Annotated in this window: 25 protein-coding genes and 1 pseudogene; 6 read left to right on the top strand and 20 right to left on the bottom strand. The window is 68.6% G+C overall.

Annotation, left to right across the window (positions count from 1 at the left end; translation table 11 throughout):
* Position 1: 1 nt before the first annotated feature.
* From BLW32_RS04945 to BLW32_RS04910, 8 genes are all read right to left on the bottom strand, one after another.
* A complete protein-coding gene (locus tag BLW32_RS04945) occupies positions 2 to 1,660 on the bottom strand; it encodes an ABC transporter substrate-binding protein (protein WP_082791286.1) in 1,659 nt (552 codons plus the stop codon).
* Complete coding sequence (locus BLW32_RS04940) at positions 1,660 to 2,763, bottom strand: oligopeptide/dipeptide ABC transporter ATP-binding protein (RefSeq protein WP_074850362.1); 1,104 nt, start codon at positions 2,761 to 2,763, stop codon at positions 1,660 to 1,662. The genes BLW32_RS04945 and BLW32_RS04940 overlap by 1 nt, the downstream gene beginning before the upstream one ends.
* Entirely contained in the window at positions 2,760 to 3,752 is a 993-nt protein-coding gene (locus BLW32_RS04935; RefSeq protein ID WP_068740843.1) for an ABC transporter ATP-binding protein, read from the bottom strand. The genes BLW32_RS04940 and BLW32_RS04935 overlap by 4 nt, the downstream gene beginning before the upstream one ends.
* Positions 3,736 to 4,611 (bottom strand): ABC transporter permease, encoded by an 876-nt coding sequence (locus BLW32_RS04930; protein ID WP_161499520.1) that lies wholly within the window; start codon positions 4,609 to 4,611, stop codon positions 3,736 to 3,738. Before BLW32_RS04930 ends, BLW32_RS04935 begins: the two co-directional genes overlap by 17 nt.
* A gap of 67 nt (positions 4,612 to 4,678) precedes the next feature.
* On the bottom strand, positions 4,679 to 5,647 hold the full coding sequence (locus tag BLW32_RS04925; RefSeq protein WP_068740841.1) for an ABC transporter permease: 969 nt from the start codon (positions 5,645 to 5,647) through the stop codon (positions 4,679 to 4,681).
* Between the two features lie 297 nt (positions 5,648 to 5,944).
* The gene (locus BLW32_RS04920) at positions 5,945 to 6,643 is read right to left on the bottom strand and encodes an MspA family porin (protein ID WP_068740840.1); all 699 of its coding nucleotides are present in this window, start codon (positions 6,641 to 6,643) and stop codon (positions 5,945 to 5,947) included.
* Between the two features lie 61 nt (positions 6,644 to 6,704).
* On the bottom strand, positions 6,705 to 7,325 hold the full coding sequence (locus tag BLW32_RS04915; protein WP_074850360.1) for an MspA family porin: 621 nt from the start codon (positions 7,323 to 7,325) through the stop codon (positions 6,705 to 6,707).
* A gap of 263 nt (positions 7,326 to 7,588) precedes the next feature.
* Positions 7,589 to 7,819, bottom strand: coding sequence for a hypothetical protein (locus tag BLW32_RS04910; protein WP_139286075.1), 231 nt, complete (start codon positions 7,817 to 7,819; stop codon positions 7,589 to 7,591).
* Between the two features lie 9 nt (positions 7,820 to 7,828).
* Between BLW32_RS04910 and BLW32_RS27385 the strand changes: the two genes are divergently transcribed.
* From BLW32_RS27385 to BLW32_RS04900, 3 genes are read left to right on the top strand one after another with little or no spacing between them, the layout of a single operon-like run.
* Complete coding sequence (locus BLW32_RS27385) at positions 7,829 to 7,984, top strand: hypothetical protein (RefSeq protein WP_156486388.1); 156 nt, start codon at positions 7,829 to 7,831, stop codon at positions 7,982 to 7,984.
* Positions 7,981 to 8,307 (top strand): L-rhamnose mutarotase, encoded by a 327-nt coding sequence (locus BLW32_RS04905; protein WP_068740837.1) that lies wholly within the window; start codon positions 7,981 to 7,983, stop codon positions 8,305 to 8,307. Before BLW32_RS27385 ends, BLW32_RS04905 begins: the two co-directional genes overlap by 4 nt.
* Positions 8,304 to 9,167 carry an amidohydrolase family protein gene (locus tag BLW32_RS04900; protein WP_068740836.1) on the top strand — a complete coding sequence of 288 codons (864 nt, stop codon included), beginning with the start codon at positions 8,304 to 8,306 and terminating at the stop codon, positions 9,165 to 9,167. The genes BLW32_RS04905 and BLW32_RS04900 overlap by 4 nt, the downstream gene beginning before the upstream one ends.
* 12 nt (positions 9,168 to 9,179) lie before the next feature.
* Here BLW32_RS04900 and BLW32_RS04895 read toward each other — a convergent pair whose 3' ends face one another.
* Positions 9,180 to 9,515: a hypothetical protein gene (locus BLW32_RS04895; RefSeq protein ID WP_068740835.1), complete on the bottom strand. Its 336-nt coding sequence runs from the start codon at positions 9,513 to 9,515 to the stop codon at positions 9,180 to 9,182.
* Positions 9,516 to 9,549: 34 nt separating this feature from the next.
* On the opposite strand from BLW32_RS04895, the gene BLW32_RS04890 reads away from it, so the two are divergent.
* Positions 9,550 to 9,924: a YccF domain-containing protein gene (locus BLW32_RS04890; RefSeq protein WP_068524709.1), complete on the top strand. Its 375-nt coding sequence runs from the start codon at positions 9,550 to 9,552 to the stop codon at positions 9,922 to 9,924.
* A 15-nt stretch (positions 9,925 to 9,939) separates the two neighbouring features.
* Here the strand turns inward: BLW32_RS04890 and BLW32_RS04885 are convergent, their stop codons facing one another.
* The 10 genes and pseudogenes from BLW32_RS04885 to BLW32_RS04840 all read right to left on the bottom strand — a co-directional run bounded on the left by BLW32_RS04885 (position 9,940) and on the right by BLW32_RS04840 (position 24,719).
* Positions 9,940 to 10,365 carry a DoxX family protein gene (locus BLW32_RS04885; RefSeq protein ID WP_068740834.1) on the bottom strand — a complete coding sequence of 142 codons (426 nt, stop codon included), beginning with the start codon at positions 10,363 to 10,365 and terminating at the stop codon, positions 9,940 to 9,942.
* Between the two features lie 787 nt (positions 10,366 to 11,152).
* The gene (locus BLW32_RS04880; protein ID WP_068523974.1) at positions 11,153 to 15,109 is read right to left on the bottom strand and encodes a DNA-directed RNA polymerase subunit beta'; all 3,957 of its coding nucleotides are present in this window, start codon (positions 15,107 to 15,109) and stop codon (positions 11,153 to 11,155) included.
* 30 nt (positions 15,110 to 15,139) lie between these two features.
* A pseudogene (gene rpoB / locus BLW32_RS04875) lies at positions 15,140 to 18,690 on the bottom strand (DNA-directed RNA polymerase subunit beta).
* Between the two features lie 435 nt (positions 18,691 to 19,125).
* Positions 19,126 to 20,289 (bottom strand): ABC transporter ATP-binding protein, encoded by a 1,164-nt coding sequence (locus tag BLW32_RS04870; RefSeq protein ID WP_068740832.1) that lies wholly within the window; start codon positions 20,287 to 20,289, stop codon positions 19,126 to 19,128.
* 189 nt (positions 20,290 to 20,478) lie between these two features.
* The gene (gene rplL, locus BLW32_RS04865; RefSeq protein ID WP_068523969.1) at positions 20,479 to 20,871 is read right to left on the bottom strand and encodes a 50S ribosomal protein L7/L12; all 393 of its coding nucleotides are present in this window, start codon (positions 20,869 to 20,871) and stop codon (positions 20,479 to 20,481) included.
* Between the two features lie 99 nt (positions 20,872 to 20,970).
* Positions 20,971 to 21,501, bottom strand: coding sequence for a 50S ribosomal protein L10 (gene rplJ, locus BLW32_RS04860; protein WP_068523967.1), 531 nt, complete (start codon positions 21,499 to 21,501; stop codon positions 20,971 to 20,973).
* Positions 21,502 to 21,773: 272 nt separating this feature from the next.
* Complete coding sequence (locus BLW32_RS04855; RefSeq protein WP_068740831.1) at positions 21,774 to 22,259, bottom strand: TIGR04338 family metallohydrolase; 486 nt, start codon at positions 22,257 to 22,259, stop codon at positions 21,774 to 21,776.
* Positions 22,256 to 23,176 carry a hypothetical protein gene (locus BLW32_RS04850; RefSeq protein ID WP_068740830.1) on the bottom strand — a complete coding sequence of 307 codons (921 nt, stop codon included), beginning with the start codon at positions 23,174 to 23,176 and terminating at the stop codon, positions 22,256 to 22,258. Before BLW32_RS04850 ends, BLW32_RS04855 begins: the two co-directional genes overlap by 4 nt.
* Positions 23,173 to 23,904: a hypothetical protein gene (locus tag BLW32_RS04845; RefSeq protein ID WP_139286073.1), complete on the bottom strand. Its 732-nt coding sequence runs from the start codon at positions 23,902 to 23,904 to the stop codon at positions 23,173 to 23,175. The genes BLW32_RS04850 and BLW32_RS04845 overlap by 4 nt, the downstream gene beginning before the upstream one ends.
* A complete protein-coding gene (locus BLW32_RS04840; protein WP_068740829.1) occupies positions 23,901 to 24,719 on the bottom strand; it encodes a DUF2786 domain-containing protein in 819 nt (272 codons plus the stop codon). The genes BLW32_RS04845 and BLW32_RS04840 overlap by 4 nt, the downstream gene beginning before the upstream one ends.
* A 150-nt stretch (positions 24,720 to 24,869) precedes the next feature.
* Here BLW32_RS04840 and BLW32_RS04835 point away from each other — a divergent pair, with 150 nt between their 5' ends.
* Both BLW32_RS04835 and BLW32_RS04830 read left to right on the top strand, forming a co-directional pair.
* A complete protein-coding gene (locus BLW32_RS04835; protein ID WP_139286071.1) occupies positions 24,870 to 25,262 on the top strand; it encodes a hypothetical protein in 393 nt (130 codons plus the stop codon).
* 89 nt (positions 25,263 to 25,351) lie between these two features.
* Positions 25,352 to 25,720: a DUF4190 domain-containing protein gene (locus BLW32_RS04830; RefSeq protein WP_068740828.1), complete on the top strand. Its 369-nt coding sequence runs from the start codon at positions 25,352 to 25,354 to the stop codon at positions 25,718 to 25,720.
* A gap of 72 nt (positions 25,721 to 25,792) precedes the next feature.
* Here BLW32_RS04830 and rplA read toward each other — a convergent pair whose 3' ends face one another.
* On the bottom strand, positions 25,793 to 26,506 hold the full coding sequence (rplA, locus tag BLW32_RS04825) for a 50S ribosomal protein L1 (protein WP_068523955.1): 714 nt from the start codon (positions 26,504 to 26,506) through the stop codon (positions 25,793 to 25,795).
* Positions 26,507 to 26,598 lie beyond the last annotated feature (92 nt).

Here is a 26,598-nt window from a genome sequence, read left to right as displayed (position 1 = left end):
CTCATTTCGATTCGGAGACGGGGGTCAGATTGAGGATGGTCGAGGTCAGGTCCCCTCGTCCGTTCGGCGGCACGTTCTGCGGATCGTCCTGGTTCGGCCAGCCGGTCCACTTCTTCGACGTGTAGGCCACGGGCCAGGCGTACGGGCTGATCGGAGCGGTGAACCGCTCCGATACCAGGATCCGCTGCAACTCGAACGCCTTCTGGCGCTGCTTCTCGACGTCGGCGGTACTTCCCATCTGCGCCAGAAGCGCCTGGCCCGCCGGAGAATTCGCGCGAGACCAGTTGGACGAGGCGGACTCACCGATGGCCGTCGGTGCGGTCAGGGCGAACCGCAGACCCGTGAGGGCACCCTGACCGAGGATGTCCGGCCCCAAGGTGAGCGTGTAGTCACCGGTCGAGCCGACGGAGGAGTTCTGCACCGAACTGTCGACGATCGCTTCGACACCGAGCGTTTCGAAGATCTGCTGCTTGATGCCGTTCGCCCAAGGGGAGGTGGCCTGCGTCGGTTCGATCTTGAGGGTGATCGGGTAGTCCCGGCCGTCCTTCGTGAGAGTGCCGTTGCGCACCGTGTACCCGCTGGCCCGCAGGGCCTCCCGCGCGGCATCGGCGTCGTGGGTCTGCCGCTTACCGCGGAATTCCGGAGCGATCCAGTCGGTGTAGGTCGGCTCGTTGAGACCGGTCACGTTCGCGGCCTCGTCGGTCGCGCCCGGCGTGAGCCGGACCAGCTGGCCGGCGTCCAGACTGGCGTAGATCGCTCTTCGGATGTTCACATCGTCGGTGGGCTTCACCGCGTTGTTGAACAGCAGGGCGTTGCCCGCTCCTGCCTTCGCGAGCCAGAAGTGGTTCGTCGGGGACTTGTCGACGAAGGTCTTCTTCGGGTCGCCGATGAGCGGGCTCTGGGCGTAGTCCGCCTTGCCCGTGAGCAGATTGTTGAGGATCGCGTTCGGTGTGGCGGCGGCGTTGTAGGTGACCGTGCGAACGCCCTTGGACTCGGCGCCCCAGTAGTCCGGCCGCAGGCTGTAGACGATGCGCTGCACACCGACCGTCGACAGCAGGAAGGGGCCGGTCCCGATCGGGTCGACGTTGTGGTCGGTCGCCGCATCCCGGTGGGCCCACACATGTTCGGGGACGATCTTCACGGCGTAGTACGAGACGAAGCTCGCGAAGGCTGGCTCGCTGTACCGGACCACGACCCTGGTCGGAGTCGGCGCCTCGACGCCGACGATCTTGCCCGTGTTGCCCATTCGCAGCTGCGCGTTCTTCATCCCCAGCTCGAGCGTGAAGGCCACATCGCGTGACGTGAACGGGGTTCCGTCCGACCAGGTGACGTCGTCGCGGAGCGTCCAGGTGAGCGTCTTCCCGCCGTCGCTCCACGCCCACGAGGCCGCCAGCCAGGGCTTGGGTTCGTACCCTTCGCTGGGACTGAGCCGGATGAGCGGCTCGTAGACGAGATCCGACCCCGGCGGTTCGCCCGGATTGGTCGGACTCAGGAAGTTGAAGTTCTTGACGAACGCCGTTGTGGCGAAGTCGATGCTGAGGTTGCGCCCCGGATCGGTGGACAGGTACTCGGTCCGGGAACAGCCCACCGCGGAGGCCGCGGCGACGAGGAGGCACAGGGCGGCCCGCGCCGCCCTGATGCGCACGGAGCTTCTGCTCATCACGAATCCTTACGAGTAGATGCGGGGTCATCGGTCGCCGAGGGGGCACCAGCGTGCTCGCTGGGCGCCGCGGCGTGCCGGGGGCCGGAGGGGGCTCGATCGCCCTGGCCCGGCGCGTAGAGCCAACAGCGCACCAGATGCCCGTCGGCCACCTCGATGGTCTGCGGATCCTCGCCGCCGCACACCGGCAGTGCGTGCGGGCATCGCGCCGCGAACCTGCATCCCGGCGCCGGGTCGATCACGACCGGGATGTCGCCGATCTCGTTCTCGACGGAGAACCGCTCCGCGCGGGTCGTCGATCCGATGCGTTCCGGGTCCGGCGAGGCCTCGATCAGCAGGTCGGTGTACGGGTGACGCGGGTTGCGCACCACCTCGTCCGCCGGCCCCTGTTCCACGATCTGCCCCGCGTACATCACGATGATCTCGTCGCACAGGTACCGCGCGCTGGCGATGTCGTGGGTGATGTACAGGAGCGCGAGACGGTGCTCGTCGCGCAGTTCGGCGAAGAGGTTGAGCATCTCCGCGCGGATCGACACGTCGAGCATGGAGATCGGCTCGTCGGCGAGCAGCAGCCGCGGCTGGACCGCGAGCGCGCGGGCGAGGACCACGCGTTGCCGCTGGCCGCCGGACATCTCGTGCGGCTTCTTGTCGATGAACTCCTCGGCCGGCTCCAGCTTGACCCGCCGCAGCAGGTCCAGCACCGCGGTCTCGAGGCCGGCGCCCCGGGGCGTTCCGTGCAGCTGCAGGGTCCGGCCCAGGACGTGCCGCACCGAGTGGATCGGATTGAGCGAGGCGAACGGATCCTGCATCATCAGCTGGACCTGCTCGCGATACGCGTTGGCCTCCTTGCCCGAGGCCTTCGTGGGCGCGGCCTCGCCGTTCACCAGGATCTCGCCGCCGGTCGGCGTGTAGTAGAGGGCGAGCAGCCTGGCGAGTGTGGTCTTGCCACTGCCGCTTTCGCCGACGAGTCCGGTGATCGTGGCGGGCATGATCGTCACGTCGGCATCGTCGACCGCGTGCAGCGTTCCGCTTCCGGCGTCGGTGCGAACGGTGAACATCCGCGTCAGGTTCTTCGTCTGGACGAGCGGTGTCTCAGTCGTCATTGCGCACTCCTGGTCGTGGCGGGGAGGTGACATGCGACGGATCGATCCGACTCCGGATACTGCTCGAGCTCGGGACGCTCGACGGTGCAGCGATCGATCGCGACCGGGCACCGCGGGCTGAACGCGCAGCCCGGCATCGGGATCCGCGGATCGGGAGGCGCCCCCGGGATGCCCCTGAACTGCTTCTCCGACGACCGGAGGGGCGGAAAGCTGTCGCGGAGCCCGCGGGTGTACGGGTGCAGCGGTGCATCGTAGATCTGCTGCGCCGGTCCCACTTCGACGACGCGGCCGCCGTACATGATCGCCACCCGGTCGGCGAACTCCAGCAGGAGCGTCAGGTCGTGGGTGACGAAGACCACCGCGAACCCCAACTCCGCCTTCAGTTTCAGAACCTGGGAAAGGATGGTCCGCTGCATGACGACATCGACGGCCGTCGTCGGCTCGTCCATCACCACGAGCTTCGGCTTGCACGCGAGCGCCAGCGCGATCGACGCACGTTGCCGCTGCCCTCCGGACATCTCGAAGGGGTAGGAACCAATCCGGTCGCCGCTGATACCGACCATCGACAGCAGTTCCTTGGCCCGATCGTAGGCCGCCGATCGACTGAGGTTCGGATCGTGAGTGCGGAGCACGTCCACGAACTGCGCCCCCAGGCGCATGACGGGGTTCAACGCGTCCATGGCGCTCTGGAAGACCACCGAGAACTCGGACCACCGCATGTCGCGCAGCGTCTTCTCGTCGGCGGTGTTCAGATCGATCGGGCCGGCGTCCGACGCGAACGTCACCGTGCCGGCCACCGTCTCCGCGGGTGGGCGTTGCAGGCGGACGATGGCGGCGAGCAGGGTCGTCTTCCCCGAGCCCGATTCGCCCGCGATCCCGAGGATGGAGTTCTCCTCCACATCCAGGTTCACGTTCCGGCACGCCGGCACCACCGCGTCGGGCGAGACGTAATGGACGTCCAGTCCGCGGATCTCAAGCACGTTGGGCATCGTTGCCACTCCTGTCGCTGTGAGAGGGGGACGGCGTGGCCGAGGAACCGCCGCCGACCGGGGTGACGCGACGCCGGCGACGCGTCCGCCGTGCGCCCTGCAGGCGCGGATTGGTGTACTCGTCGATGCCGAAGTTGATCAGCACGAGCGACATCACGATCAGCACGATGGCCAAACCCGGTGGGAGGAACCACCACCACTGATTCTGGGTGAATGCTCCGCCCTGCTGCCCCTCGGCGATCATCGTGCCCCAGGTGACCTGCCCGCCGCCGAGTCCGAGCAGGGCCAGGCCCGCCTGCGAGACGATGCCCGCACCCACGGCCCCGATCGCGGTGGACGACAGGATCGGGACCAGATGCGGCAGGATCTCCGAACGCATGATCCGGAACGGCTTCTCGCCGACCATCTTCATCGCGATCACGTATTCGCGGCTTCTCAGGCTCAGAGTCTGTGCTCGAATGGCGCGCGCCGGGCCCGGCCAACTGACCACGCCGATCGCTACCGCCGTCCCGAGCACACTGACGTTCGGGATGTAGGTCGCGATCACGACGAGGAGAGGGAAGCCGGAGATGGTGAGCGCGATGTTGGTCAAACTGCTGACGGCGGAGTCGACCCGCCCGCCGGCGTATCCGCCGGCGAGGCCGACGATCGTCGACAGCACGACGACGAACAGGGCGACCAGTAGCCCGGTCACGAACGAGGTCCGCGCTCCGAAGACCAACTGGTTCAGCACATCCCCACCGGTCTGCGTGGTCCCGAGCTCATGCTCCATCGAGGGCGGCGCGCCGAGCGCGGAGTAGTCGACCTGGTCCGCAGTCCGCCCGAGCGCGGACAGGACCGTCGGGCCGATGAAGGACATGATCGCGAAGAGGACGAGGATGACGACGCCGATGCGCGCCTTGGTGTTCTGCAGGACGGTGCGCATCTCACTCCCTCGATTCCCGGGTACGCGGGTCGATGTATCCGTACACCGAATCCGCGATGAAGTTCATCAGGAGCACCGAGCACGTGACGATGAGGAACACGCCCTGGATCAACGGATAGTCCCGGCCGGCGAGCGCCGTGCCGAGCAGACTGCCGAGCCCCGGGTACGTGAAGATGACCTCGATGAGCAGGACGCCACCGATCGCACCTCCGATCGTCTGTGCCAGTGCGGCGAAGCTCGGCAGGATCGAGTTCCGCACGCCGTACCCGACCATGACCCGTACCGGCGACAGGCCCTTCGCCTGCGCCAGGAGCACGGAGTCCTCGGCCGCGGTCTGCGCGAGCACGTTCCGCATGGTGAACATGTAACCGGCGAACGAGATGACCGCCAGGGTGATCCCGGGCAGGGCTCCGTACTTGAGGCAGCTGAGCACGAAGCCCGAACTGAACCCGGGCACGAGGTCCGGGTCGTACGCGCCTCCGGGCGGGAGCCAGCCGAGCCGGTATCCGAGGAAGTACTGCAGCATCAGCGCCGCCCAGAAGCTGGGCACGGCGATGAGTACCGCGCAGACGATGCCGATCACCGTGTCGATCGGGCGTCCGCGCCACCAGCCCGCGATCGCGCCCAGCGAGACGCCGACGAGCCACGCGACGATCATCGACACGACCACCAGACCGAGCGTCCAGGGCAGTGCACCGAGCAGGAGATCCTTCACGGGGAGCGGGTAGTAGCTCGTGGACAGACCGAAGTCTCCCCGAAGGAGGTTGCGCCAGTATGTGAAGTACGCGGCGACGAGGTTGTCGTCGTTACCGCCGAGCATCGCCCGGATCGCGGCCTCGGTCTCCGGCGCCACCGGTTGGCCGGTCTGCACCTCGAGTCGCTGCACCGTCTCCTGAGTGGGATCGCCGGGCATCACGCGCGGGATGATGAAGTTGACGGAGACCGCGCCCACCAGCGTCAATGCGTACATTCCGATTCGCTGAACGAAGGGACCGCTGAATCTCCGCCGCCACGTCGGCGTGGGGGCGGCCCGCGTCGCTCCGCCGGCCGGACTCGTCGCCGTCGTCATCGTTCGTCCCGCTCCGCGGCGGGACCGGCGTCCGCGCGGTGGCGATCACCGACCGCCGTGGTCGTTCGTTCGTGCGTCGTTCTCTGGACCATTCCTACTACCTTCGCCTGATAGATATCCATCGCAGTTGTCGGCCGGAACGTCACCGCTCCGGTGAGGCGATCCGGCCCCCGCCATGCGGAGCGGACCGCCGGTCGCCTATCCGAGGCTGAACGGCACGCTCCACAGAACCACCGTGCGCCTCGAGTTTCCGGCAGATGCGGTGACTTTGACGAAGAATCGCGCCTGTGCGTAACCGGCGCATCCGTCGACGCCGATGGTCTGATCCGAGTAGGTCAGCGATCCGGACGAGCCCGAGAACTTGAAGTTGGATGCGGCGTACTGCCAGCTGCTGGAGAACTCGTCGCCGGGCTTCGGCCAGATGGCGCGGTCGTAGGTGAGCATCTGCGCCCCCACCGAGCCGGCGGACAGCGCGATCGACGCGCCCGTGGTCGCCTTGACCGACGGTTTGACGGTCGTGGCGCCGGCGTCGAAGGACGTGCCGCTGTCCACGGGGGTGTCCGCCGACACCGAAGCGGTGCCCACGTCGATCTGGCACCCGACCATGTAGCCGGCGGCGATCGCTCCGCCGTCGCCCGTGCCACCGGTCACTTCCGCCTTCACGACGCCCGACACCCAGGCGTTGCGGGTGGTCGGCAACGCCACCATGCCCGGCGAGAGTCTTGCGCTCTGCTTGGTGATCGAGATGGTGAGGGTCGCGCTGCCCATCTTGGCGGTGGTGGAGGCGTTGGGCAGGGGGATGAACGTATCGGCGTGTGCCGCGCCCTGCGACGTCGCGCTGATGGCGAGTCCCGCCATGACGGCGGTCGCGGCAGTGCGGATCAGCTTGGTGGTCATGCAATCTCCTAGTGCGTCGCGACACGCGACGGGTGGTGGGGCGGATGGAAGGACGCGGCGCTCATCCCAGCGAGAAGGGCGCGCCGTAGAGGAATCCGTGGAGGCGATTGCCTCCCTTGAGCTGGACCCAGGTCACGAGCCGCGCCTGGGCGTAGCCGCTGCAGTGCCTGATGTCGATGTTCTGTCCCTGGATCCCGACGTCGAACGTGCCGGACTTGCCGAACCCCGTCTCCTCCAGTGCACCGAGGGTGTCCGCGCGCTTGTAGCCGCTGACACTGTCCGTGGCACCCGGCGCGAGCGGCACCGAGAGCGACGGAGTCACGCCGCCGAGACTCGCGCTCAGGCCCTCCGTCGAGGCGCCGGCGCTCGGACCGCTGACGCTGATGCCGACGCCGATCGGGCCGGGGAACTGGCATCCGACGATCACGCCGATGCCCAGCTTCCCGTCGATGTCCTTGGTCCCCGCGGGGGCCTGTACGTCGACGGACGCGGTACTGCTCACCAGCGCGCTGCGCGTCTGAGCGGTCGCGAGAGACGGCTGAACCACGACGGAGTTGTTCGTCGACGTCACCCGAATACTCCAGCCGGGCGGCGCTGGAATCGTTTTCGACCCGTTCGGCAGCGGCGCTCCGTGCGCCGCGCCCGCCAGGCTCACCGACGCCGCGGCACCGATCGCGGCCACGACACCGACGCCTCCCAGGCGCCTGCAGAACCGACTCATTGTTCGTCCTTTCTTCGGGGGTCTCGCGCCTGACATGACGCTCTCGACCGTGGGCGCACCGGCGCGCCGCGGGGTCCGTCTTCAAAATGAGGTCTGGATCACATGGACCCTAAATCCTCGGATGTCTCTCGGTCAAGAGGTCGCATCGAACTGGCTTTTTCGCGTATCTTCAAAGCTGAATCAACCTAATGATCGGAGGACTTATGAAGCGTCACTTCCCCAGGTCACGCGACCTCGAACCAGGTCCACAGGCGGATCGGCCACGCTCGCACCGGCGGATCACGCAGGGGAGGCGCGACGAACAGCGTTGCCGCCCCGTCGGATTGCGCTGCGGCGACCGGATCCAGCAGCCTGGTGCGCTCGTGACGAAAGGCGTCCGGATCGTCCCCGATGCGAGGTACTGTGCCGTGGCGGGCGCGCACGACGCCGCGCTTTCCCAACACGGTGGTCAGCATCGGGACCTCGTGCCCATCCCGCCCCACCAGGGCCCCGCCGCGGCCGCGGAGCCGAACCACGCGACGGAGGCGCTCATGAACGTCGACACCGGCCCCGGCGGCCATCCACCCCTCCCCCTGACCGGCCGGAGGGCGCCGCTCTCCCGAACGGCGGTACCCGCGTGACCGAGACCATCGCCCTGCACACGCGCCTCAAGGCCGGCGCCGAGGAGGAGTACGACCGGGTGCACGCCGTGATCCCCGTCGAGCTCGACGGCGCGCTCCGCGAGGCCGGCGTCCGCTCATGGCGGATCTGGCGGGACGGAACTGACCTCTTCCACCTCGTCGAAGTCGACGACTACCGGGCCATGCGGCACCGATTGGCCGACCACCCCGCGAACGTTCCGTGGCAGGCACGCATGGCAGAGCTGCTCGATGTGCCCGACGACTACTCGGGCGACGACCGCGGCATCCCGCTGGTGTGGGCCCTCCCCCTGGGGCCGGCATGATCGTCGACGCGCACCATCACCTCTGGGACCGCGCGCGACAGGATCACGGATGGCTCGCCACCCCCGGCCTCGAGGCGATCGACCGCGATTTCACCGTCGCCGACCTCGCGGCGGCGGTGACGTCGGCGACGACGGCTGCACCCGGGGCAGCGGATGCGGTGGGCACGACGGTGGCGGTGCAGGCGCTGAACTCGTCCGCGGAGACGCACGACCTGCTCGCCGCCGCCGGCTCGGCGGGCGCGGTCGTCGGATGGGTGGACCTGATCTCGGCGCGGTGCGGCACCCGCATGGACGAGCTCGCCGCGGCACCCGGCGGCGGGAGCCTGCGCGGCCTGCGGCACCTCGTGCAGGACGAACCCGATCCGCGGTGGCTCGTGCGCCCGTCCGTGCTGCGCGGCCTCGCGTCCGCCGCCGAGCGCCGGCTCGCCTTCGATCTCCTCGTCCGCGGCCCGCAGCGCGCCGCGGCACTCGACGCGGTCCGACAACTGCCGGGGACGTCGTTCGTGATCGACCACGCGGGCAAGCCGAACATCGGTGCGGGCGAATGGGAGCCGTGGGCGGCGTGGATCACCGCGATGGCGGCGCTCCCCAACGTCGTGTGCAAGCTGTCGGGGCTCGTGACCGAGTGCCCGCCGCAGCCGTGGAGCCGCTCCCTCCTCGCGCCGTACGCGCAGCACGTGCTCGACGCCTTCGGCGCGGACCGGGTGATGTTCGGCTCCGACTGGCCCGTCTGCCTCCTGCAGGCCACGTACGCGCAGGTGCTCGGGCTCACCGTCGACCTGCTCGACGGTGCGTCGCCGGCCGAACGCGAGGCGGTGCTCGGCGGGACCGCGCGGCGGGTGTACCGGCTCGGAACCTGACGGGCTCCGCGGTCAGGCCAGGGCGACCCGGACGACGGTGCCGCCCTCACCACTGGAGGCGACGGCGCGGCCCGTGCGGTCACCGTCGGGGAAGTGGAGCGTGAGGTCGGCGCCCTCACCGAGGAAGTTGCGCCACCACTGCTTCTGCTCCGGCATCGCGACGCCGATCACGACCTCGTCGCCGCGGCGCTGGTACGCGACCGGCAGGGAGACGTGCTTGCCGGACCTACGGCCGGTGTAGCTGACGGTGACCATCGACTTCCCGAGCGCGGGCCCGACGACCGGCAGGGACAGCAGCGGCGTGAACGCGGCGTTGAACAGCTTGGCGGTGCGCTGGAACAGGTTCATGCCACCACGGTAGCCGCGTCGGCATACTGGGGTGGTGAAGCTGATCCTCAACATCATCTGGCTGGTGCTGTGCGGGTTCTGGATGGCCGTCGGGTACGCGGTCGCCGGGATCATCTGCTGCCTGCTGATCGTCACGATCCCGTTCGGGCTCGCGTCGTTCCGCATCGCCAACTACGCGCTGTGGCCGTTCGGGCGGACCGTCGTGGACCGCCCGGATGCCGGCGCGGCGTCGCTGGTGGGGAACATCATCTGGCTGCTCGTCGCGGGGATCTGGCTCGCGATCGGGCACATCCTCACCGGGATCGCGCTGTGCCTGACCATCATCGGCATCCCGCTGGCCGTCGCGAACTTCAAGATGATCCGGCTGTCGCTGCTGCCGCTCGGCTCGGAGATCGTGCCGACCTCGTAGGCCTGGCCGCGGCGATCAGCGGCCGAGGATCGCGCGACGCAGGTCGGGGCGGCGGAGGATCATCGCCAGCCAGATCAGCAGGCCCACGTAGACGCCGGAGAGCACGTAGCCGGCGATCGGCTGCTCGGCGCGCAGGTTGATCGCGACGGCGCCGCCGAGGTAGCCGGTGAGATAGATGGCGCCGATCACCGCGGTGCGCGGGATCGTCCACAGCACGACGCCGACCAGCAGTACCAGCCCGATGACCAGGATGTGCTTCTCCTGGAAGCCGAGCTTCAGCGTGCCGTCGATGACCGCCTGCGGCTTGGTCAGCTTGCCCACGACGTCGAAGACCAGGAACGCCCAGACCAGCACGGTGATCACCATGCCCGCGATCCAGGACTTCGAGCGGGTGGCGGCGGCGCCTCCGGAGGTGGTGGACGCAACGTCGGCTGCAGTCATGGCGGTCTCCTCGATTCCGTGTTCACGGCGTGAACATCACGCGAATGTTCACACCGTACACACAACCGATCGGTTGCGTCAATAGTCCTGCAGTGCGGCGTCCCGTGGGGGAATCGGCGTTCGGTGCGGGAATCGGCGTTCGCTGTGGGAGGAGCCGGCTCCTCATGGGGGAATCGGCGCCGCGTGGGGGACGGCGCCTCCCCCACCACACGAGCGGCGTTTCATGGGGGACGGGACGCCGGGGCCGCGGATCGGCGCGGCGCGGGGGACGGAATGCGGCGCGGGGGACGAGCAGCGCGGCGGACTGCGACGCGGTGTGGATCTCGCCGCGCGGGACGAACACGCCGCGTGGGGGACGGCGCCTCCCCCATCGGACGCCGGTCGCCTCATGGGGGACCGACTCTCCCCCACGCCCCGTCGACGCCGCATGGGGGACGACGCCGGCGACCCGGTTCCCAGCGACTTGTGCGTTGGAATCGCAGGTAGCCGCCACAAAGTACTGGAAACCGCGTCGAACCACACCGCCGGTTCTCGCTGCCGGTATCCGCGAGCGCTGCCGCCTACCGGCAGCGGCGATAACCATCGGCAGCGTCGGGAGCCGACTGCCGGACGAGGGGCGGTGGGAGGGGGCTCGGACGAACGATTCTGCAGCGCCTGAGCCGCTGGGCGAAGGTGCGAAGCCTAGTGAGCCCGAGCCCCCTCCCACCGGCCCGGCCGACAGTCACCGTCGGACATGAAAACGGCCCCCGACCTGCATACGCAGATCGGGGGCCGAGTTCAGGACTGGCTACCGGTAACCGTCGGAGAAGCCGTAGTCGTCGAGCGGCACCGCAGCGCCGGACGGGGCGCCGAACGCACCCTCCGGGCCGTAGTACTGGTCGTCGAAGGTCGGCACCGAGTACGCGGCCGCGCGGGCCTCCTCGGTCGGCTGCACCTGGATGTTCCGGTACTTGTTGATGCCCGTACCGGCCGGGATGAGCTTACCGATGATGACGTTCTCCTTGAGGCCCACCAGCTTGTCGGAGCGGGTGTTGATCGCGGCGTCCGTGAGCACGCGGGTGGTCTCCTGGAAGGAGGCCGCCGACAGCCACGAATCGGTCGCGAGCGAGGCCTTCGTGATGCCCATGAGCACCGGACGGCCGGCCGCGGGCTCGCCGCCCTCGGCCACGACGCGACGGTTCTCGGACTCGAACTCGGACCGCTCGGTGAGCGAGCCGGGCAGGAACTCCGTCGAACCCGAATCGATGATCGTCACGCGACGCAGCATCTGGCGCACGATGGTCTCGATGTGCTTGTCGTGGATGGACACACCCTGCGACCGGTACACCTCCTGGACCTCGTTGACCAGGTGCACCTGCACCTGACGCGGGCCCATGACGCGCAGCACCTCGTGCGGGTCGGCAGCGCCCTCGAGGAGCTGCTGGCCCACCTGCACGTGGTCACCGTCGGCCAGCAGGCGCTCGGAGCCGTCCTCGTGCTTGAACACGCGGAGACGCTGGCGCTTGCTGATCTTGTCGTACACGACCTCTTCGCTGCCGTCGTCCGGCGTGATGGTGATCGTGTAGAACCGGTCGTCGTCCTCCAGGCGGATGCGGCCGGAGACCTCGGCGATCGGGGCCTTGCCCTTGGGGACACGGGCCTCGAACAGCTCGGTGACTCGCGGCAGACCGCCGGTGATGTCGTCACCGACGCCACCCTGGTGGAAGGTACGCATGGTCAGCTGGGTACCGGGCTCACCGATCGACTGCGCGGCGACGATACCGACGGCCTCGCCGATGTCGACGAGCTTGCCGGTCGCCATCGAGCGGCCGTAGCAGGTGGCGCAGACGCCGGTGCCGGTGGTGCAGGTGAGCACGGAGCGCACCTTCACCTCGGCGATGCCGGCCTCGAGCAGCGCCTCGATCTGCGGGTCGCCCAGATCGTGACCGCGCTCGACGACGACGGTGCCATCCTTGGCGACCGCGTCCTCGGCGAGGGTGCGGGCGTACGCCGAGGTCTCGACGTGCGCGTCGCGGATCAGCGAACCGTCCGCCTGCACCTCCGCCAGCGGGACGATGATGCCGCGGCTGGTGCCGCAGTCGGTCTCGCGAACGATGACGTCCTGCGAGACGTCGACCAGACGACGGGTCAGGTAGCCCGAGTCGGCGGTACGCAGAGCGGTATCGGCCAGGCCCTTACGAGCGCCGTGGGTGTTGATGAAGTACTCCAGCACCGTCAGGCCCTCGCGGAACGAGGACTTGATCGGACGCGGGATGAACTCACCCTTCGGGTTCGTCACCAGGCCCTTCATGCCCGCCAGGTTGCGCACCTGGGTCATGTTGCCGGTGGCGCCCGACTTCGGGATCATCGTGATCGGGTTGTCTTCGGGGTAGAAGTCGTCGATCGCCTTACCGACCTCGTCGGTGGCCTGCTTCCAGATCTCCACCAGCGCGTCGCGACGCTCGCCCGAGGTGAGGGCACCGCGGGCGTACTTGCGCTCGATGCCGTCGGCCCGCTCCTCGTACCGGTCGAGGATGTCCTTCTTGCTCGGCGGAACGAGCACGTCGGACATCGAGACCGTCACGCCCGAACGCGTGGCCCAGTAGAAGCCGGCGTCCTTGAGCTTGTCGACGGTCTGCGCGACCACGATCATCGGGTACCGCTCGGCCAGGTCGTTGATGATCACGGCCTGACGCTTCTTCGGCATCTGCTCGTCGATGAACGGGTAGTCCGCCGGGAGCAGCTCGTTGAACAGCACGCGGCCCAGGGTGGTCTCGGCCGTCCAGGCCTGACCGCGGGTCCACGCACCGTCGAACAGCTCCGCCTCGACCTCGGCCGCCGGGCGCTGCTGCGTGAGCCGCACCTTGATCGGGGCCTGGATCGACAGATCGCCCAGGTCGACGGCCATGATGGCCTCGGCCGGCGACGAGTACACACCGGTCTCCGGCTGGTCCTTCGCGGCGGGCGTGTACGCGCCCTTGGCGTCGGCCTTCTCGGTGGTCAGGTGGTACAGGCCGGTCACCATGTCCAGACGGGGCATGGCGAGCGGGCGGCCCGACGCCGGCGACAGGATGTTGTTCGAGGACAGCATCAGGATGCGGGCCTCGGCCTGCGCCTCCGCGGACAGCGGGAGGTGCACGGCCATCTGGTCACCGTCGAAGTCGGCGTTGAACGCCTCACAGACGAGCGGGTGCAGCTGGATGGCCTTGCCCTCGACGAGCTGCGGCTCGAAGGCCTGGATGCCCAGGCGGTGCAGCGTGGGGGCACGGTTGAGCAGCACGGGGTGCTCGGCGATGACCTCTTCGAGGACGTCCCACACCTGCGGCCGCTGCCGCTCGACCATCCGCTTGGCCGACTTGATGTTCTGCGCGTGGTTGAGATCCACCAGGCGCTTCATCACGAACGGCTTGAACAGCTCGAGTGCCATCAGCTTCGGCAGGCCGCACTGGTGCAGCTTGAGCTGCGGGCCCACGACGATGACCGAACGGCCCGAGTAGTCCACGCGCTTGCCGAGCAGGTTCTGGCGGAACCGGCCCTGCTTGCCCTTGAGCAGATCGGACAGCGACTTGAGCGGGCGGTTGCCCGGTCCGGTGACCGGACGGCCGCGGCGGCCGTTGTCGAACAGCGCGTCGACGGACTCCTGCAGCATCCGCTTCTCGTTGTTGACGATGATCTCGGGCGCGCCGAGGTCGATCAGTCGCTTGAGGCGGTTGTTGCGGTTGATCACGCGACGGTAGAGGTCGTTGAGGTCGGACGTGGCGAACCGGCCACCGTCGAGCTGGACCATCGGGCGCAGCTCCGGCGGGATCACCGGCACGGCGTCGAGGACCATGCCCAGCGGCGAGTTGCCCGACTGCTGGAACGCCGCGACGACCTTGAGCCGCTTGAGGGCGCGGAGCTTCTTCTGCCCCTTGCCCGAGCGGATGGTCTCGCGCAGCGACTCGGCCTCGGCGTCGATGTCGAAGTTCTCGATGAGCTTCTTGATCGCCTCGGCGCCCATGGCGCCCTTGAAGTACTCGCCGTAGCGGTCCTGCAGCTCACGGTAGAGCTTCTCGTCGACGATCATGTCCTTCGGCGCGAGCTTGACGAAGGTCGACCAGATCTCGTCGAGCTCGTCGATGGCGCGCTGCGCGCGGTCGCGGATCTGCCGCATCTCCCGCTCGCCGCCGTCCTTCACCTTGCGGCGCTGGTCGGCCTTGGCACCCTCGGCCTCGAGGACGGCCAGGTCGTCCTCGAGCTTCTTGGCACGGTTCTCGAGGTCCACATCACGCTGGTCCTCGAGCACCTTCTTCTCGGAGGTGATCTCGGCCTCGAGCGTGGACTGCTCGTTGTGGCGCTGCTCCTCGTCGACCTCGGTGATCACGTAGGCGGCGAAGTAGATGATCTTCTCGAGATCCTTCGGCGCCAGGTCCAGCAGGTAGCCCAAGCGCGACGGGACGCCCTTGAAGTACCAGATGTGGGTGACGGGCGCGGCGAGCTCGATGTGGCCCATCCGCTCACGACGCACCTTGGCGCGAGTGACCTCGACGCCGCAGCGCTCGCAGATGATGCCCTTGAAGCGGACGCGCTTGTACTTGCCGCAGTAGCACTCCCAGTCGCGAGTCGGGCCGAAGATCTTCTCGCAGAAGAGGCCGTCCTTCTCGGGCTTGAGCGTGCGGTAGTTGATGGTCTCGGGCTTCTTGACCTCGCCGTAGCTCCAGTTACGGATGTCATCGGCGGTCGCCAGACCGATCTTCAGTTCGTCGAAGAAGTTGACGTCGAGCACTTCTCTCCTAATTCGTTCGGTTGGCGTGGACTAGTTCGCGAGATCTTCGGCGGAGGCGTTCTCGTTGCGCGAGAGGTTGATGCCGAGGTTGGCAGCAGCGCGCTCGAGGTCCTCGTCGTCGCCGTCGGCCATCTCGATGGCGGCACCGTCGGACGACAGCACCTCCACGTTCAGGCAGAGCGACTGGAGCTCCTTGAGGAGCACCTTGAACGACTCGGGGATGCCGGGCTCGGGGATGTTCTCGCCCTTGACGATCGCCTCGTACACCTTCACGCGGCCGACCACGTCGTCCGACTTGATGGTGAGGAGCTCCTGCAGGGTGTAGGCGGCGCCGTACGCCTGCATCGCCCAGCACTCCATCTCGCCGAAGCGCTGGCCACCGAACTGCGCCTTACCACCCAGCGGCTGCTGCGTGATCATCGAGTACGGGCCGGTGGAGCGGGCGTGGATCTTCTCGTCCACCAGGTGGTGCAGCTTGAGGATGTACATGTAGCCGATGGCCACCGGGTACGGGAAGGGCTCACCCGAGCGGCCGTCGAACAGCGTCGCCTTGCCGTCGGCCTGGACCATCACGTCGCCGTCGCGGTTCGGGAGCGTCGAGCCGAGCAGGCCGGCCAGCTCCTCGTCCCGCGCACCGTCGAAGACGGGGGTGGCGGTGTTGGTGTCCTTGGGCTGGCTGTACATCTCCTCGGGCAGTGCCGACGCCCAGTCGGGGATGTTGCCCTTCTCGTCGCGCACGTCCCAGCCGGTCTTGGCGACCCACCCGAGGTGCGTCTCCAGGATCTGGCCGATGTTCATACGACGCGGCACGCCGTGCGTGTTCAGGATGATGTCGACCGGGGTGCCGTCGGGCAGGAAGGGCATGTCCTCGGCGGGGAGGATCTTGCCGATGACGCCCTTGTTGCCGTGGCGGCCGGCCAGCTTGTCGCCGTCCTGGACCTTGCGCTTCTGGGCCACGTACACGCGGACCAGCTCGTTCACGCCGGGGGCCAGCTCGTCGTCGTCGTCGCGCGAGAAGACGCGGACGCCGATGACCTTGCCGGTCTCGCCGTGGGGCACCTTGAGCGAGGTGTCGCGGACCTCGCGCGCCTTCTCACCGAAGATCGCGCGGAGCAGGCGCTCCTCCGGGGTGAGCTCGGTCTCGCCCTTCGGGGTGACCTTGCCGACCAGGATGTCGCCGTCGCGGACCTCGGCGCCGATGCGGATGATGCCGCGCTCGTCGAGATCGGCCAGCACCTCGTCGGAGACGTTCGGGATGTCCCGGGTGATCTCCTCGGCGCCCAGCTTCGTGTCGCGCGCATCGATCTCGTGCTCCTCGATGTGGATGGACGTGAGCACGTCCTCCTCCACCAGGCGCTGCGAGAGGATGATCGCGTCCTCGTAGTTGTGGCCCTCCCACGGCATGATCGCCACGAGCAGGTTCTTGCCGAGCGCCATCTCACCGTTGTCGGTGCAGGGGCCGTCCGCCAGGACCTGGCCGGCCTCGACGTGCTGGCCGGCGTTCACGATCGGACGCTGGTTGGCGCAGGTGCCCTGGTTCGACCGCGCGAACTTGCGCAGCTTGTAGGTCTTGCGCGTGCCCTCGTCGGCCATGACGGTGATGAAGTCGGCGGAGACCTCCTCCACGACGCCCGGCTTCTCGGTGATGACGACGTCGCCGGCGTCGACCGCGGCGCGCAGCTCCATACCGGTGCCGACCAGCGGCGACTCGGAACGGACCAGCGGCACGGCCTGACGCTGCATGTTCGCGCCCATGAGGGCACGGTTGGCGTCGTCGTGCTCGAGGAACGGGATCATCGCGGTCGCGACCGAGACCATCTGGCGCGGCGAGATGTCCATGTACTCCACGGCGGAGACCGGGACGAACTCGACCTCGGAGCCGCGCTTACGCACGAGCACCTTCTCGTCGGTGAGGCGACCGTTCGCATCGGTGGCCGCGTTGGCCTGCGCGATGTAGTAGCGGTCCTCCTCGTCGGCCGTCATGTAGACGACCTCGTCGGTGGTCTGGCCGTCGACGACCTTGCGGTACGGCGTCTCGATGAAGCCGAACGGGTTGACCCGCGCGTACACCGAGAGCGAGCCGATCAGGCCGATGTTCGGGCCCTCAGGGGTCTCGATCGGGCACATGCGGCCGTAGTGCGACGGGTGGACGTCGCGGACCTCGAGGCCGGCGCGCTCACGCGACAGACCGCCGGGGCCGAGCGCCGACAGGCGGCGCTTGTGGGTCAGGCCCGACAGCGGGTTGTTCTGATCCATGAACTGCGAGAGCTGCGAGGTGCCGAAGAACTCCTTGATCGCCGCCGAGACCGGGCGGATGTTGATCAGGGTCTGCGGGGTGATCGCCTCGACGTCCTGCGTGGTCATGCGCTCACGCACGACGCGCTCCATGCGGGACAGGCCCACGCGGAGCTGGTTCTGGATCAGCTCGCCGACGGTGCGCAGGCGACGGTTGCCGAAGTGGTCGATGTCGTCGACCTCGACGGGGACCTCGTCGCCGTCCGGCACGGTCATGTAGGTCAGCTGCTCCGACGGTGCCTCGTGCAGGCGCACGAGGTACTCGATCGTCGCGACGATGTCCTCCTCGGTGAGCACCAGCGGCTGCGTGCCGTCGGAGTTCGCCGGGAGACCGAGCTTCTTGTTGAGCTTGTACCGGCCGACGCGGGCCAGGTCGTAGCGCTTCTCCTTGAAGAACAGGTTCTCCAGCAGGGTCTGCGCCGACTCCTTCGTGGGCGGCTCGCCCGGGCGCAGCTTGCGGTAGATGTCGAGCAGCGCCTCGTCGGTGCCGGCCGTGTTGTCCTTCTCCAGGGTGGACCGCATGATCTCCGAGAAGCCGAAGCGCTCGAGGATCTGCTCGCTGGTCCAGCCGAGCGCCTTGAGCAGCACGGTGACGGGCTGGCGACGCTTGCGGTCGATGCGGACACCGACGGTGTCGCGCTTGTCGACGTCGAACTCGAGCCACGCGCCGCGGGCCGGGATGACCTTCACGCTGTGCAGCGGCTTCTCGGTCGACTTGTCGATGTTCTCGTCGAAGTACACGCCCGGGCTGCGGACGAGCTGCGAGACGACGACGCGCTCGGTGCCGTTGATGATAAACGTGCCCTTGTCCGTCATCATGGGGAAATCGCCCATGAAGACGGTCTGCGACTTGATCTCGCCGGTGTTGTTGTTGATGAACTCGGCGGTGACGAACAGCGGCGCCGCGTACGTCATGTCCTTGTCCTTGCACTCCTCGATCGAGGCCTTGACCTCGTCGAAGCGCGGATCGGAGAAGGAGAGAGACATCGAGCCCGAGAAGTCCTCGATGGGCGACAGCTCAGCGAGGATGTCCTCCAGACCGCCGGTGGGCTGTGCCTCGCCGCGCGCTGCGGCCTTCTCCCGCCAAGCGGGCGTACCGACGAGCCACTCGAACGAATCGATCTGCAGGTCGAGCAGGCCCGGTACGGGAAGGGGCTCGGAGATCTTCGCGAACGACACGCGCTTGGGCGCTCCGGGCACCACGGCGTCGTTCTGATCGTTCTGAGTCTGGCTGGAGACGGAGACTGCCAAGATGCGTCCTCTGCTGTGACTAGTAACGTTGCCAAAACTGTGCTGACGGCAACCCGCAGAGTACGGCCCCTACGAAGGGCGAATATTCAGATGGGCAGGAGGCAGCCAGCGCAACGTCCAACATTAACAGAGGAATGACCACCCCGCAAGGGGCAGTCCAGACTAAGCCCCGAGAGGCTTGGGCGCAAGCATGACGCGCGCCGTTCTTCGAACACCTGCATCGTCGGTCGGCTACGCCGTCGGCCCCGGCCGCGGGCTGGCTGCCGTGCGGGCCGGAGGCACCCGAGGATGCTCTCACGTGGACACGAGCGCATCGCGTCCTGCCGATAACTGTGACCCGTATCCGCCCGGACGTCAAGCGAAACCGCCGATTTCCTTCGAATATCGGGAACGATGTCGGCCCGGAGACGACGACACCGGCCCGGGAGTGGTTCCCGGGCCGGTGTCGGTCAGCTCTGACGACGGTGCGGTCAGCGCCCGTCATCCACCTTCGGCAGGTGGTCGGTGGGGTTCTCGTCCGCCTGCGTGACCTGGTAGGCCGAGGTCGGGGACTCGTCGCCCGCGTACTCCTTCTGGATCGAGACGGGCGCCGTCTCGGGGACCTGCTGGTACTGCTGGGCGGCGGCCGCGGGCGCCGTCGTGGCGTAATCGGCCGGGTCGTCGCCGAGGTCCTTGCGGATGGCGATCTGCGCCTTCTCCGGCAGCGTCGGCAGGATCTGGCGGACGCGGGCCTTGCGCCGCTGCTCGCCCTTGCGGGGCGGCATGCCCGGCGTGGGCTGCATCTGCGGGGCGATCTCGTCCGGAACGTCGACGCCACCGTCGGAGTGGCCGGCGGCGACGCGGGCCATCTCGGCCTCCATCTGCGCCGAGTCCTTCTCCTCGGACATGCCGATCGGGCCGATCATCGAGCCGGAGAGGAACTGCTTGACCACCGGCTCCTCGGAGGTGAGCAGCACCTCGCGGGGGCCGAACATCACCAGGTGCTTGAGGAACAGCATGCCCATGTTGTCCGGCACCGTGCGCGCGATGTTGATGTTGTGCGAGACGATCAGCGTCGTGCAGTCGATCTGCGCGTTGATGTCCATCAGCAGCTGGCTGGTGTAGGTGGTACGCACGGGATCCAGGCCCGAGTCCGGCTCGTCGACGAGCATGATCTGCGGATCCATCACCAGCGCGCGGGCCAGGCCGGCGCGCTTACGCATACCACCGGAGATCTCGCCCGGGAGCTTGTCCTCGGCGCCGATCAGACCGACCATCTCGAGCTTCTCCATCGTGATCTGACGGATCTCGCTCTCCTTCTTCTTCGTGTGCTCACGAAGCGGGAAGGCCGTGTTGTCGTACAGGTTCATCGAGCCGAACAGCGCGCCGTCCTGGAAGAGCACGCCGAACATCTTGCGGATCTCGTACAGCTCCGAGGACGTACAGGTGAGGATGTCCGTGCCGTCGATGATGATCTCGCCCTCCTCGGGGCGCAGCAGACCGATCAGGGACTTCAGGAACACCGACTTGCCGGTACCCGACGGGCCGAGCAGAACCGAGACCTCGCCCGCGGGCAGGGTCAGCGAAACGTCGGACCAGATGTTCTGGGACCCGAACGACTTCGTCAGGTTCTTGGTAGTTACTTCGACACCCACTGTCGAGACCTTTCGTCGCTTCCAGGTGTGGCTCGCGCCACAGACCGCTGGGAGCACAGTACCCCAGTCGCCGCTGGTGGCGGTACCGGACCTGTTCTATTCGGCACCCCGCGGCACCGTCGGATACGAGAACCGCCCCGTCGCACTGGGCGACGGGGCGGCCTAAAGCACTGACGTGCGGTTCGGCTATTACTTGACCGAAACCGAAGCGCCGGCCTCCTCGAGCTTGGCCTTGGCGGCCTCGGCGGCCTCCTTGTCGACCTTCTCCAGGATCGCCTTGGGGGCGCCCTCGACGAGGTCCTTGGCCTCCTTCAGGCCGAGGCCCGAAACCAGCTCGCGGACGACCTTGATGACCTGGATCTTCTTGTCGCCGGCACCCTCGAGGATGACGTCGAACTCGTCCTGGTCGGCAGCAGCGGCGTCGCCGCCGGCAGCCGGGGCAGCGCCGGCAGCCGCGACGGCGACCGGAGCAGCAGCGGTGACCTCGAAGGTCTCCTCGAAAGCCTTCACGAACTCGCTGAGCTCGAGCAGGGTCAGCTCCTTGAAAGCATCAAGCAGCTCGTCGGTGGTGAGCTTCGCCATGGTGGCGTCCTTCCGTTCAGTCTTGCTCGCTGATCCGCGAGGCAAGGTGGTGATGGTTCCCGCGAGCGGTGCGCGCGGGGGTTCGCTGGATCAGCGGTCTTACGCGGCAGCCTCGTCGGCGGCCTTCTTCTCCTGCAGCGCGGCGGCCAGGCGGGCCACCTGCGACGCGGGAGCGTTGAACAGGCCAGCGGCCTTCGCCAAGTTGCCCTTCATGGCGCCGGCGAGCTTGGCCAGGAGCACCTCGCGCGACTCGAGGTCGGCGATGCGCTCGACCTCGGCCACGGACAGCGCACGGCCGTCCATGTAGCCGCCCTTGATGACCAGTGCCTTGTTGTCCTTGGCGAACTTCTTGATCGCCTTGGCGGCCTCGACCGGCTCACCCTCGATGAAGGCGATAGCGGTCGGGCCCACGAACAGCTCGTCCAGGCCCTCGACGCCAGCATCCTTGGCGGCGAGCTTGACCAGGGTGTTCTTGGCGACGGAGTAGGTAGCACCTTCTCCGAGCGAACGACGCAGCTCGGTGATGGAACCGACCGACAGCCCGCGGTACTCGGTGACCACGGTGGCCGTGGACTTGGAGAACTGCTCAGCGATCTCAGCGACTGCTGCGACCTTCTCGGCGTTTGCCATACTTCGCCTCCTCTCTACGTGTCATCCGTCGAGATGAAGGTTCAGTCCTGAAACGACGAGAACCCCGGCGCAGGGCGCACGGGGTTCATGAAGAATCCTCGTCCTCCTGCGTGGGTCGCCGGCTCGGGGCCGGACCTTCGATCAGGCTCGCGCCTGATGACCGACGGTCTTCGGTGGAACGATCCGGTTGTCACCGGATTCCAGAGGACCAGAGTACGCGAGTGCTGGTCCGTCGCCAAATCGTGGTTCGACGGTGCGGCCGGCCGGGCCCCTCAGCCGACGGCGACGCCGGATTCCGTGTAGACGATGCGCAGGGCCAGGCCGGCCTCCGGCCCCATGACGCGGGCCGCGAGGTCGACGAAGGCGGCGGTGAACGACGGGCCGTGGGCGGCACCGTCGGCGCCGGTGGAGGCGACGGCGTGGTGCGCGAGCTCGTGCAGGACGACCAGCTCGCGGAGGGCCCAGGCACCGTCGCGCCCGGCGGGGACGGCGACGACCGGACCGGCGGGGCCGCTCTCGTAGTGCGCGCCCGACGAGCCGGAGCGGGCCCGCACCCGCACCGCCCCGGCCCCGACGACGCGGTCGGCGTACGCCTGCACGGAGTCGACGGAGGCGAACCGCGTCTCGGGCGGGAGCGTCAGCGGCACGCCCAGCACGTCGACGGTGCGCCCCGCCGCGGCGTGCTCGAACAGGCCGCGGACCAGTTCCTCCGCGCGGTAGACCGCGGCCCGCTGGGCGTCCCTAGCCGGCGTGGTCACACATCCTTCGCGACCTTGAGCTGCTCGATGATCGTCTTGCCCGTCGCGGCCATGTCGTCGCGGCCGATCGGGATGACCAGCATCGCGTAGGTCTGCGGCGCGGAGGCGATGACGATCACCGTGATGTCGTCGCCCGCGACGGTCAGCTTCTCGCCCGTGACCAGGATCTTGCCGGTGACCTTGGCGGCCGGCACGCCGTCGACGGTGATCGACTCGGCCGCGGACTGCTCGACCCGCTTCGACGTGACGTTCAGGTACCCGGCACCGTCGGCGATGCACTGGATCATGCGCGACGCGGCGTCCTTCGGATCCAGCTTGGAGTTGAAGTTGGTCTGGCCGACCTCGGCGCCGGCCTGCCAGGGCTGGCCGTCGTCCATCGACTTCTGCAGGCCCGCGGCGGCGATGCTCTGCGCGTACACGGTGTAGCTCTCCTGCTCCCAGCCCGGCGCGGCCGCGACGGGGAAGGACAGCGGCCCGGAGGCGACCCGATCGGTGATCGGCGAGGCGAGGCCGGTGCCGGGCACGCCGCAGTCGCCTCCCGTGCTGGGCGTGACCGAGCTGGGGCCGGCGCTGGGCGCGGCGGTGCGATCGCTCTCGTCGGAGCCGGAGTTCACGACGAGCAGGACGGCGGCGACGGCCACCGCGATCACCAGCACCACCGCGATGCCGATCGCGGCGTACAGGCCGGTCCGGTTCGGCTTCTGCGGCGGCTGCCCCTGCCCGGGGTACTGCGGCTGGCCGGGGTACTGCCCCGGGTACTGATAGCCCTGCTGCTGGTATCCCTGCTGGTACGGCTGCTGCTGGCCGTACGGATTCGTCTGCTGCCCGTACCCGTACTGGTAGCCGCCCTGCGCGTACGGGTCGGGCTGTGCGTACGGATCGGGCTGCTGCCCGTTCGGATCCTGCGGGTTGCTCATACGTCCCTCGCCACCTTGAGCTGCTCGAAGACCTGCTGGGCCACCGCCGCGAGGGCGGTGTCCCCGATCGGGGTGTCCGACTCGAAGTATGCCTGGGGCGCCGAGTCGATGACCACAACAGTAACCACGTCCCCCGGAATCGCGAGGCCCTCGCGGCTGACGAGGATACGGCCGACGACCCGGGCGGCGGGCACCCCGTCGACGGTGATCGCCTCCGGCTCCGACAGTCCGTCGAGCCGCGGGCGATAGGAGTCGTAGCGGCTGCTCGCGACGATGCACGGGATGATCCGCCGCGCGGCCTCCGTGACGGGGACCTTGGGCGCGAACGTCGTGAGCCCCACCTCGACGTGCGCGTCCCACTTGTGGCCGGGCACCGTCGTGCGCAGGCCCGCCGCCTGCGCCCCCGGCGCGAACAGCTGGTAGCGCTGCTCCGTCCACCCCGGCGCCGCGGAGACCGGGAAGGACACCGGGCCGGAGACCACGCGCTGAGCGATCGGCGTGGTCGAGCCGGCGCCGGGGAGGCCGCAGGTGCTCGCCTTTCCGGAGGCTGCCGCCGAGGGGCCCGCCACCGTCGACGAACCGCCGGATCCCCGCGCCAGCAGGACCGCCGCGAGCGCAGCGACCAGCACGACCGCGAGGACCGCTCCCCCGATCGCCCACCACACCCCCGTGTTCCCGCGCGCCGGTGGAGGCGGCGGGGCCTGCGGGGACGGCGGGTACGGGGTCACGGCGCGCCCTGCTCCAGCGCGCCGCGGCTGCCGCCCAGCTCGGAGTGGGTGCCCAGGCGCGCGGACCGGCCGGCGCGGTCGCCCGCGCGGCGGGCACCGTCGGAGTACCCGGCCGACGCGGTGGACCCGCGCCACCGGCCCCGCGCCGTGGACTCGCCCTGATAGAACGACGTGAGCTCGATCTCCTTGTCGCGCAGCGCGACCGCGGTGCCCGGCTCGCCCTGCTCCGTGGCCTGCGCCGTGGCCTCGGCCCGGGCCTCCGCGAGCCGCGCCCCGATACGGGCGGCGAACGCGGACTGGAAATTGATCCGGGCGGTGACTCCCGAGACCGGCTTGGTCTCCACCCAGCGGCGGCGGGTGCGCCGGTCCTCGTAGAGCTGCTGCACCGTCTCCGACTTGTGGGCGCCCGACCGCAGGTAGGCGTCCGACGCGCGGACCATCTGGATGACCAGGGACGCGTACAGCGCCTCGCAGGCGTCGATGTCCTCCGCGAAGCCGTAGGCGAAGACGAAGGTGGAGTTGGAGGCCACGTCGCACCGCACGTCGTTCGACTGGGCGATCGCGACGAACAGCTCCACGAAGGTGCGCAGGCCGCGACGGCCCGCCTCCCCGATCCGGACGGTGCGCTGCTCGGGGACGACGCGGGCGCGCTCGGCGCCGCGCTGGTGGGCGCGGGCCACGGCGAGATCGATCGACGCGGCCGTGGCGAGCCGCTGCGCGGCCTCGGTGAACGTGGCGGCCTCGTGCTCGTTGTCGGTGCCCTCCGCCTGCCGCAGCAACGCCCCGATGCGGGCGAGCAGCCTGTTGTCGTCCATGGGCGCGAGAATACCGGCGCCGACCGACACGTTTCCGACGCCGCGAGCCGGCCGGAGGCTCCGCGCCCCAAGCGAACGACAAGCGGATCGCCGTGTCCCGAGGAATACCGTCGACCTCAGTCACCCGGATCCCCGTCGAAGGAGACGTCAGTGTCGGTTCGCCCTCCCGCACCCGGTCGGTATCAGCCGTACCCGCGCTACCCGCAGCCCGCTCCGGCGCACCCCTTCGGCCGGCCGTACGCCCCGGTCCCACCCCGGCCGCGTCCTGCCGGCGATCCGGGCTTGATCACCGCGGTGGTCGGCCTGGTGCTGTTCTTCGTCGTCACGCTGCCGATCTTCGTGATCGGCACGGTGATGGAGCTGAATCCTGTGATCACCCTGTCGTCGACGACGTCGACACTGTTCCTCTCGGTCCGCGCGTTCTGCATCTCGAAGCGGTACGGCCACACCAACGTGATCGCCGTCATCACGATGACCCTGTGCATGCTGCTCCTGCTGTCCGGACTCGCGTCCGCCGTCATCCGGCTCCTGCTCATCCTCTGAGCCGGGTCCGCCGCACGCCGTCCCTATCCGCGCGCTCGGCTACGCTCGGCGCACACCGATCTCCGCAATGACGAGGGGGAACGTTCACGATGTCGACGCCCAACGATCCGTACGGCTACGACCCGTACGGGCAGCCACCGTCGTACCCCGCCCAGCCCTACCCGGCCTACCAGCCCTACCCCGGCTACCCGCCGCCGCAGGGCCTGCAGGACCCGGACCAGGCGATGGGCATCGTCGGGCTGATCCTGTCGGTGCTGGGTTGCTACCCCGTGGGCCTGCTCGTCAGCTGGATCGCGCACCGGCAGTCGCGGGACCGCGGCTACAAGAACACGCTCGCCACGGTCGGCATGATCATCGGCGGTGTGTTCACCGGGCTGACGCTCCTCGCGGTCCTCGCGTACGGCGGCTTGTTCCTCCTGATGTTCCTCATCGCGGGCTCGGGGACCGCGCTGATCTGACCCCGGACACGACGAAGCCCCCGGCCGCTCGAAGAGCGATCGGGGGCTTCGTCAGGCCCTGATGGGGAAGGCTTACGCCTCCTCCTCCGCGAGGTTGCTCACCCGCGACGGGTCCACCTGGATGCCCGGTCCGGTGGTCGTCGAGACGGTGACCTTCTTCAGGTACCGGCCCTTGGCCGCCGACGGCTTCGCGCGCAGGATCTCGTCCAGCGCGGCGCCGTAGTTCTCCACCAGCTGCTTGGCGTCGAAGGACGCCTTGCCGATCACGAAGTGCAGGTTCGCGGCCTTGTCGACGCGGAAGGTGATCTTGCCGCCCTTGATGTCGCCCACGGCCTTCGTCACGTCGGGGGTGACGGTGCCGGTCTTCGGGTTCGGCATGAGGCCACGCGGGCCGAGCACGCGAGCGATCCGGCCGACCTTGGCCATCTGGTCCGGGGTGGCGATCGCGGCGTCGAACTCGAGCCAGCCGCCCTGGATCTTCTCGATCAGGTCCTCGGCGCCCACCTCGTCGGCACCCGCGGCCTTGGCCTCCTCGGCCTTGTCGCCGACGGCGAAGACGATCACGCGGGCCGTCTTACCGGTGCCGTTCGGCAGGTTGACGGTGCCGCGCACCATCTGGTCGGCCTTACGGGGGTCGACACCGAGGCGCATCGCGACCTCGACGGTGGCGTCCTGCTTGGTGGAGGAGGTCTCCTTGGCGAGCGTGACGGCCTCGAGCGGGCTGTACAGCTTGTCCTTGTCGACCTTCTCGGCAGCGGCCTTGTAGGCCTTGCTGTTCTTGCTCATGTGTAACTCTTTCGTTCTTGCCCAGCGAGCGGGCAGTGAGTGGTTCTGCGGGCCGAGCCGGCCCTCCCACGGGAAGCCGAAGCCTCCCGGCG

The organism is Tsukamurella tyrosinosolvens (genome assembly GCF_900104775.1).
GTDB lineage: Bacteria > Actinomycetota > Actinomycetes > Mycobacteriales > Mycobacteriaceae > Tsukamurella > Tsukamurella tyrosinosolvens.
Note: the sequence above shows the minus strand (reverse complement) of the source record. Positions and strands in the feature narration are given on the sequence as shown.